At 39.1% G+C, this 8,577-nt stretch carries 7 protein-coding genes; 3 read left to right on the forward strand and 4 right to left on the reverse strand.

The window, feature by feature from the left end; translation table 11 throughout:
• Positions 1 to 941 precede the first annotated feature (941 nt).
• Positions 942 to 1,955, reverse strand: coding sequence for a sensor histidine kinase (locus ACFIJ7_RS02475; protein ID WP_375635650.1), 1,014 nt, complete (start codon positions 1,953 to 1,955; stop codon positions 942 to 944).
• Between the two features lie 22 nt (positions 1,956 to 1,977).
• Positions 1,978 to 2,772 (reverse strand): response regulator, encoded by a 795-nt coding sequence (locus ACFIJ7_RS02480; RefSeq protein WP_015856822.1) that lies wholly within the window; start codon positions 2,770 to 2,772, stop codon positions 1,978 to 1,980.
• Between the two features lie 168 nt (positions 2,773 to 2,940).
• Between ACFIJ7_RS02480 and ACFIJ7_RS02485 the strand changes: the two genes are divergently transcribed.
• Together ACFIJ7_RS02485 and ACFIJ7_RS02490 are read left to right on the forward strand one after the other, a co-directional pair.
• Complete coding sequence (locus ACFIJ7_RS02485) at positions 2,941 to 3,165, forward strand: NepR family anti-sigma factor (protein WP_375644534.1); 225 nt, start codon at positions 2,941 to 2,943, stop codon at positions 3,163 to 3,165.
• Between the two features lie 7 nt (positions 3,166 to 3,172).
• Positions 3,173 to 3,727 (forward strand): RNA polymerase sigma factor, encoded by a 555-nt coding sequence (locus ACFIJ7_RS02490; protein WP_375635652.1) that lies wholly within the window; start codon positions 3,173 to 3,175, stop codon positions 3,725 to 3,727.
• Between the two features lie 83 nt (positions 3,728 to 3,810).
• On the opposite strand, the gene ACFIJ7_RS02495 is transcribed toward ACFIJ7_RS02490, so the two are convergent.
• Positions 3,811 to 3,948: a hypothetical protein gene (locus tag ACFIJ7_RS02495; RefSeq protein WP_375635653.1), complete on the reverse strand. Its 138-nt coding sequence runs from the start codon at positions 3,946 to 3,948 to the stop codon at positions 3,811 to 3,813.
• 3 nt (positions 3,949 to 3,951) lie between these two features.
• Here ACFIJ7_RS02495 and ACFIJ7_RS02500 point away from each other — a divergent pair, with 3 nt between their 5' ends.
• Positions 3,952 to 5,379 (forward strand): sensor histidine kinase, encoded by a 1,428-nt coding sequence (locus tag ACFIJ7_RS02500; RefSeq protein ID WP_375644535.1) that lies wholly within the window; start codon positions 3,952 to 3,954, stop codon positions 5,377 to 5,379.
• An 839-nt stretch (positions 5,380 to 6,218) separates the two neighbouring features.
• Here ACFIJ7_RS02500 and ACFIJ7_RS02505 read toward each other — a convergent pair.
• On the reverse strand, positions 6,219 to 8,204 hold the full coding sequence (locus ACFIJ7_RS02505) for a M23 family metallopeptidase (protein ID WP_375635655.1): 1,986 nt from the start codon (positions 8,202 to 8,204) through the stop codon (positions 6,219 to 6,221).
• Positions 8,205 to 8,577: the final 373 nt, after the last annotated feature.

An 8,577-nucleotide genomic window follows, 5' to 3' on the forward strand; every position in this document is an offset into this window, starting at 1 on the left:
GTTCCCCCTTTGAGATGTCCGTTCCCCCTTTGAGATGTCCGTTCCCCCTTTGAGATGTCCGTTCCCCCTTTGAGATGCCGGTCTATAGTGAATTAATAAAAGTCATTGGCTTGCACGTCATAAAAGGCTGTGTGTGGGCTTTGTGTTGGTGAGAAATATTTGAAAAAAGACTAAAATGCCCCTTATGAACGCTCTCAAAGGTCAATGGCTGTTGCAACATGAGGGACAAAGGGTATGATAATGCTCAGCTACTACTTTTATGAAGTGAAAAGAGGTATGAAGGTAAAGAAGGATGTGGAGTAAAAAGGGGCGTGCTTGATGGTTCACTTTACGGGGGCTATTATATTTTATTTACAGACACTGTTTTGAAATGAGCGTGGATGCGCTGGGAAATATTAAAAAAGTGCGTGAATGAAAAACACAAGTGTATTCTGTTTTAGGATGTCCTATTGTACCTGAAGAGGATATCTCCATTAAAGAATGCGATAAATAAAAGCATAAAATGTGTAATTTCATCAGTTAATTGTTGTTGTCGTGGATGCTTTAGTCCCGTAAAGCTGAAGAGTGATGATGGATGTTAGCTTTACTCCTTGAAATTTTATATTCTGCCAAAATGGAATTGTATGCGCATTGCGAAAGTTACACAAAAAGAGATAGGTAATAGGTTCGCTTTTATTTGGCATATAAAAGCTGAAACGGTTTACTCTTCATTGTTTTGGTTTCTCTCTTAAAATATGCGGTTCTATAAGGGATGAAAGTTGATTGACAGCGGGAATGGAGTTTATATGGCTTAAGTTTTCATCGTTAAGGTTTTGGGGAACTATTGGGGGACATAGTGGTTGGTTTAAAGAGGCTGGAAAATATCTTTGTGCTTAATAAAATAGATGAGAAATTTTGCTGAAAAGGGAAAACTTCTCTTGTTTGTTATTTGAAATGCTCTTTTAAGAAAAAATATCAAAATAAGTATCAGGAACAGAGAGGCAATAGACAATTCCTTCTTTTGTCAATTTGAGGAAAGCGGAACCATTCACGGAAATGGGAACGATTTTTTCGAGAACGGCACTACCAAAACAGGCTTTTTTATTGTTTGGGGGGGGGATGTCGGATTCAAAATTTTCATGCCAAGTGATGATAAGTTGCGTTTTGCCATTCAGTTTTGTTTCGATTTCACAGCGTACACAGATGCTACCCTTTTCTTGGGAAAGGGCTCCAAAAGAAAGAGAATTGACAATTAGTTCATGAAAAGCCAAACCAATATGCAAAGCGGCATTGGGAAAAAGATAAGGATCTACGCCTTCAAGTGAAAAACGTTCTGTTTCTTTCATAAAATAGCCTAAAGCCTGCATTTGGACCAATTCGCGAAATTGAGCGCCACGCCAATCGGAATCAGTGATCAGATCTTGAGAATGAGAAAGAGAATGAAGACGACCTTGAAATTTGCGTAAGAAAACCTGAAGAGATTCAGTATAGCGGGCGGTTTGGCTGGCAATACTTTGAATGATCGCTAGAAGATTTTTAGAACGGTGACTGACCTCGCGAAGAAGGATTTTGAGCACTTGTTCACGGCGGCGTAAACCGGAAATATTGACACCGGTGGTGATAATACCGATAATGTCTCCGTTATCATTACGATGGCAATCAATAGAAAATTTATACCAAATCTCTTGTTTTTTTGTATCTTCAAAACGGGCTTCAACAGTTTGCATTTTGCCACTCGCTAAAACTTGCAGTTTGATGGTTTCCATATTGTCTGCAAGGTCAAGCGAAAAAAAGTCGCTGTCACGACACCCAACCCGCCATTTATTGTGCAAATGGTGTGGCAAGTTTTCAGCCCATAAATAAACCAGATTTGTTGCCTGATAGAGAACACAAATATCAGCACCACGAATCGCTTGCATGAGCGCACTCATATGAGATCTATCCATGGGAGGCTTTGAAAGAGGCGTAACGATCATAATTTTAAGATGTTACTCTGTTCTAAGCCGCTTTAGAAGCATTCTCTTGAAAAAATAAAGCTTGGGAAATAAGCGCTTTCACCATATCAGGGTTAAAAGGTTTGGTCACTAAAAAAGTTGGTTCTGGACGTTCGCCGGTCAGCAGCCTTTCGGGAAAAGCCGTGATGAAAATCACCGGTATACGGTCATTTTTCAAAATCTCGTTGACCGCGTCAATACCTGAACTGTTATCGGCTAATTGAATATCAGCCAAAATCAACCGTGGTTTTTTCTTATGATACATGATGACAGCTTCATCACGCGTGCGCGCTATTCCCACAACATGATGACCTAAGCTTTCTACCATTTGCTCAATATCAAGCGCAATAAGAGGTTCATCTTCAATAATCATTACTTCAGTGGCAATTTGTTGAGAAATATCAATGGATGCTTGGTTGAGAAGCTTACGAAATTCTTTCGTATCCAGATTCATGATTTCGCTGGCTTCTTGTTCATGAAATCCTTCAACGGCAATGAGCAAAAATGCTTGGCGCGCACGGGGCGTGAGATAGGATAATTTGGCACTGGTTTTTTGTTCAAGACCAAATTGGGGCAGGGGTTCAGGGATGTTCGGTGTGGTTTGGTCAAAAAGATGGCAAAAAAGCCAATAGGTACCAATTCGGTCACTGGATGCTTTGGGAAAAATGGAGATATCGGCAATGAGTGCTTCCAACATCGCTGACACATAAGCATCGCCAGAGGATTGGCTACCGGTGACAGAGCGGGCAAAACGCCGAAGATAGGGAAGATGCGGGGCAATGCGCGTTGATAATGACATAATTTATAACTCCTTTGATCTTTCAAGCATTTTGTTGGTTGAAATTCTCAACAGATAAAAAAGTTCCTTGATTTGTATGGAACTTTTTACCGATAGCCATATTTACAACCATAAGGCGAAAAATTCTTCGCGGTGCTACTGATATTATATGGATTAGGGGGATGAAAAATGAACAACCGTGATGAAAAAAATCTCACCACACAATTTACAGTTGGAGATGATCTTCTCGGGGTCAATAGCGAAATAGCACGGAAGTTACGTCAATTTTACATGGAAATTCAAGAAGAAGCACTGCCGCGGTGTTTGCTCGAGCTTTTAGAGAAGTTGGAGCGCGCAGAGCAATTTGGCTTAAACGCAGAGCAATTTGGCTTAAACAATGTGGAAAAGGTTTGAATCCTTTATGTCAAAGTGCGCGAAAAACTTTAAACAAGAACTCCTTTCGGTGTTGCCGGCTTTACGAGCTTTTGCTGTTTCTTTAAGTGGCAAGCAGGATAAAGCCGAAGATTTGGTCCAAGATACTGTTATGAAGGCATGGGCTAAGCAAGATAGTTTTGAGATGGGAACCAATCTTAAGGCTTGGCTTTTTACCATTTTGCGCAATGAATTTTACAGTCAAATGCGTAAAAAGGGAAGAGAAGTTCAAGATACCGATGGCGTGTTTACTCAAAATGTTGCTGTTCATCCTGCTCAATATGGATCGCTTGATTTGCAAGATTTCAAAAAAGCCTTAAATTTGCTTTCTGCCGATCAAAGAGAAGCCATTATTCTCATTGGCGCATCGGGGTTTTCTTATGAAGATGCTGCGGCTATTTGTGGTTGTGCTGTTGGAACCATTAAAAGCCGTGTGAGCAGGGCGCGTAATCGATTACAAGAACTTCTCAAGGTGGATGGTGAGTCTGATTATGGTCCTGATTCTTATTCAGCTGGAAGTACATTGTGTTCATTTAACGGCTAAAAAAGCATAATAATTATGATCGATAGCCTTGTTTTTTTTATTCCCGTTATAGCTATTACAGTAAAGTCAGTATCTGAGGAAATTCAGAGTGTTTGGCGTGTATCCTTAGGAACATAAGAAAAGCCTGTATAAACTTTCCCACGGGCTTTAGGTTTTATGTTCCATAAGGTTGCCTTCCTTTGTGCTGAAAAATGACGACTTTCAAGTTCGCCAATGGACATTCTATGACAACAAAAACAAATTTGATGCCTCAAATGCCTTCTTCTGATGCAACGATATCACGCTGGCGGTGGGTAGCGATTGTTGTTTCTCTTGTTATGGCTCTTTTGGCATCGGTTTTTATTATGTTGCTTTCAAATGCCGTTGATCGAGAAGTCGCACAGTTGAATACAAGTTCAGAATTACGCGAACAGGCTGATTTGGTCCTTATTAGCTTGATTGATATGGCTGTTGCTGATCGCAGCTATGCAAAAACGCGCAAGGTGGAAGATAAAATACGTTTTGAAAATGCAGAGCGGGAGTTGGGGGATATTCTCGATTATATCGCACTTATTGTTTATGCGCATCCACAATGGGATGAATGGTTTACGGCTTTTAAAAAAGAGGTTGAAGCACGAAAAGCATTTATGAATGCCCATATGCATGCTCTTGATGCGATTCCTGAACAACCTTCTCATGCTGCCTCTTTTGAAGTATCAAAGATTCCTGTGGCACGTTTAGCTCAATTGATGACAAGCTTTATTAATGGGGATGATGTGGTGCGACAAAAACAGCGTGAGGGTATTGCATTGATGCGGGCTGCTTTGACATTGGCGGCTATTGTTTCCGTTGTGAGTACTTTTATTTCTGCCTATTTTGTTATTAATCGTTTTCATCGTGATGTACGCTCTTTAAAATTGTATCAATTGCTGCTTCATAGCGAAAATATCGCTCTGGAAGCCCGCGTGAAAGAACGAACACAAGAATTAGAAAGAGCACGCAATCACGCTGAAAAAGAACGCCAACGGGTTGAAATATTGTTGCAGGATGCAAGCCATCGCATTGGCAATTCTCTTGGGACGGTGTCTTCTTTGCTGGGGCTCCAGTTAAACCGGAGCAAAAATGAAGAGGTACGTTCTGTTCTAGGAGCTGCACGCGATCGTATTCAGACAATTTCTACAGCACATCGTCGTTTGCGCTTAAGTGATGATATGGAAACGACTTTTTTGGCAGAGTTTCTCAGTTCTGTTGTGCATGATGTCGAATTGGCTGTCCCTTTTGAATTGCGTGAAAACATCACTATTCACACCAACTTTAAAGATTGTCGCCTGTCTTCAAGAGATGCGACAACACTTGGAATTATCCTTGGTGAACTGCTGACAAATTCCTTAAAACATGCCTTTCCTGATCAACGTACCGGTCATATTTATATCTCTTTTGGTCCCCAGAAAGATGGACAATTGATGCTCATTGTAGAGGATGATGGCGTGGGAATGAAAAGCCAAACTTTAGAACAAAAAACAGGACTTGGTCGTGTGGTCGTGGAACAGCTCTGTATGCAATTTGGTGAAAAACCTCTGTTTGAAACTTCTGCTTTAGGAGGCACAAAGGTTGTCATTCCTTTGCCAAAACTACGCATGAAGAGTTCAAAAAAAGCTCTGACTGATTTTTAAAAGGGATAAACTCTTTGCTCTCTGCTTGTTCGTTTTAATAAAAATGAGAATAAAATATGACTTAGATAACGCGAATACAGCACCATTTACATCAGATTGTCAATTGTCTTCAAGAGAAGCAACATTGCTTCTTCATCTTTTGGTCTTTTTGTTTTTCGCTTTGTTGACTCCGATTATAGGCTTTCAAAATTCTCCTTTTTTGTATGTTTTATAGCTTTTAAGTGCTTAAGTTAAAATTTAAATTTATTTTGAATAAGAGCTCCTTTAAATCAATAATACTTATATTAGTAAGCTCTATTTCTTTGCGAAGAGATTGTTTTTTCAAGTTTTGTTATTTTTTGTAAGGCATGTAAAACTTTAAATATATGGTGTTTTTGTAAAAGTGTGTAACGAATATTCTTAAGGATAACTTGCTCATAAAGTCTATGAAACACCGTCCTTTAGGGCTATGAACAGCATAAGCATTAGGTGGAATCTCTTCAACAAGAAGTCGGGTTGTTTATAGAATGATATGGGTTTTAGAATCTTCATCTTTAGAAAAACTCACCTTTGATTAAAATTTTATTGCATGGAAAACAAAGGGATTTTTATCGTTTTGATGAAACAAACAAGAAGAGTTAGCCTTTTTGGGTTTCATATTTTGCACTTTTCTATTATGCATAAACATGCAAAGGGGAGGGCGTTTTATTTTTAATCATTGTTATGCGACCTTGGGTGGTGGCATATTTCGGCGTATTCTTTATAGATGTTTAAAGTGCGAAAATCTCTTTGAGAAAAATAAGCGCTAAAGCATATTTTTTAGATGTTTTGAGTTGTAAAAATGCAGATGCTTTTATGCTTTAAGTCTCTTCGGAGGGGGGTATCGGGCTGTTGATCAAAGAATCAATATTGTTTTTTTCTTGTAGGAATGTTTGTAGGTCTTGATTGGTTAAGGCTTTGCTATCCGGTATACGGATGCGCATGGGATCAACTTTGACGCCATTGACAATGATTTCAAAATGACAATGGGGACCGGTTGCCATTCCTGTTGTTCCAACATACCCAATGATTTGTCCTTGTCGTACTTTCACGCCTGGTTTGATGTCTGGTGCATAACGGCTTTGGTGTGAATAACTGCTGATATATCCATTGGCGTGTTGAATTTCCGTGTGATTTCCATAGCCACCTGTTACGCCTACTCTTGTGACAATACCATCTCCTACAGCAATAATGGGTGATCCTTTAGGAGCAACCCAATCAACTCCCGTATGCATGCGAACATAGCCTAAAATAGGATGTTTGCGTGGACCAAAGGGGGAGCCAAAAATCCCATTTGGTGTGGGTTTGCGCAGCAAGAAAGGCTTTGAACTCCTCCCTTCAGAATCATAATAATCAACGCTTCCATCTTTTAATTGATAACGGTAATATTTATAAGTTGTATTTCCAAAAGTTGCGCTAATATAACGAATTTCTGGATCAGTGTTTTTGGATGCTTCCTTTGCTTTCAAGTTCTTTTTGCCGTTTTGGTTTTCTTTATCGCTTTGTGGTACGGCATAAAATATTTCGATTTGATCATTGGGGGTTATCGGACTTTTCATGTCAATATTGGTGGCAAGCAGACGAATAAGACGATGAGAGAGAGATTGTGATATATTATGGCTTAGCAAGGCATTATAGAGTGCATCATAAGCTGTTGGTAATTGCGCGCTATTGATATAAGAATGCGGAATACCATTTTGAAAAGCCGTTTTAAGAGCTTTAGACATTTTAGGCTCTGTGCTTTCAATGAATTGGCCTTTATCATTCAGCGCAATGGTGAGAACATGATACATCCCTTGATAGATACTTGCGCGTACGAGATGGTCTTCTTCACCAGCTTGTGTCACAATACCAATGCGTAAAAGACTTCCCTCTTTAAGGGTATCGGAAAGGCTCATTTTTTCTAGCGTTTTTACAACCTGTTCAATTTGCTTTTTTGTATAACTGGTTTTTTTGAAAGCATCGGCTATCTTTTGTTTTTTACGAATAGGAATAATATCTTCAACATAGTTTTTTGTCAGATCGATACGGTGACTTTGAGGAGAAACGGTTACATTTTCTTGAACAATGCGAACTTCAGGGGATTCTGTGCCTTGGGAATCAGTGGATGCATCTTCTAATTTTAAAGGATCAATCAATGTGAGAACTGAAAGAAGTTCGGTACTTTTTTCTAAAGTGAATCCAGCTTTTTGCACTTCTTGTTGTGCCTCTTCATCTGTCAGCGTATCGTTGTTGTCAAAATCGAATTGATTTACCTTAAAATCATAGCTGCGTAAGGTGATTTTTGTTTCAACCTTTGCTCCATAAATCTGTCCAGAATCTTGTGGTTTGGCGCTTTGATTTTTCGAATCACTGGCAAGAATGCTTAAAGAATCAAATTTTGGATAGCTATATTTCTGGGGGCGCTTTTCGGCTAAAGCCATACGAATCCATTCAAAATGTTGTGTTTGAATAACTTGTTCATCGCCTTTTTTTTGCAGAATCGATAGTTCAAATTGACGTTTGCTGTCAAAGCTTTGTCGTGCATGGGTGGGAAAAATACGATCACCTTTATACCCATTGGCCTCAGGATCTTGTGTATGGGAGAGGTTTTCTTTTGTAAACCATTGTGGAGGGGTTACCAATCGCTGTTGTTCATCAAGAGCCGTAAAAAGTGCAATACCCATAAGAATGCAGGAAGTGATTCCTGTCAGAACGGTTCCCGTAAGCCAACGGGCCGAAACTTGTCGGCGCGCAGGACGCAAGCGTTTAACGACAAGAGCAGGGTCCTGTCCGGGATCGTTTTTTTGTTGTTCGTTATCCCACATAGATTTTAAGAGTACTTTTTCAATATTAAATAAAGAAAGCTAGCATAGCTTAGCATGTTTCTACAAGAATTTGATTCTTTTTACAAATTACAGATCATACGAATTCTCTTTATACAGTAATGTCTTTATGAATCGTACCTGTGCAGAAAAATTTCCTTATTAAAGTAACATAAAACAAGCGTTATTGTGATTAATCCATTCCTAGGCACTTCCTATTTTTATGCATTGCAATGGGGTGCTATATTTTACTTTAAAGGCGCCATGCTCCCTTTAACTCTTTCTGTTTTCATGTTTTATTTTTATTTTAGTGTAATGTATTGAAATACAACCAGTTGTTTATGTTATTTTATTTTAAAAAAAAGTAAAAAATGAT

The organism is Bartonella sp. MR100HLJHH, from assembly GCF_042194215.1.
GTDB lineage: Bacteria > Pseudomonadota > Alphaproteobacteria > Rhizobiales > Rhizobiaceae > Bartonella > Bartonella grahamii.

Excerpts from the sequence above, each read along its gene's own strand:
- ACFIJ7_RS02475 (WP_375635650.1), bottom strand. The coding sequence starts at position 1,955 with ATGATCGTTACGCCTCTTTCAAAGCCTCCCATGGATAGATCTCATATG.
- ACFIJ7_RS02480 (WP_015856822.1), bottom strand. The coding sequence starts at position 2,772 with ATGTCATTATCAACGCGCATTGCCCCGCATCTTCCCTATCTTCGGCGT.
- ACFIJ7_RS02485 (WP_375644534.1), top strand. The coding sequence starts at position 2,941 with ATGAACAACCGTGATGAAAAAAATCTCACCACACAATTTACAGTTGGA.
- ACFIJ7_RS02490 (WP_375635652.1), top strand. The coding sequence starts at position 3,173 with ATGTCAAAGTGCGCGAAAAACTTTAAACAAGAACTCCTTTCGGTGTTG.
- ACFIJ7_RS02495 (WP_375635653.1), bottom strand. The coding sequence starts at position 3,948 with ATGTCCATTGGCGAACTTGAAAGTCGTCATTTTTCAGCACAAAGGAAG.
- ACFIJ7_RS02500 (WP_375644535.1), top strand. The coding sequence starts at position 3,952 with ATGACAACAAAAACAAATTTGATGCCTCAAATGCCTTCTTCTGATGCA.
- ACFIJ7_RS02505 (WP_375635655.1), bottom strand. The coding sequence starts at position 8,204 with ATGTGGGATAACGAACAACAAAAAAACGATCCCGGACAGGACCCTGCT.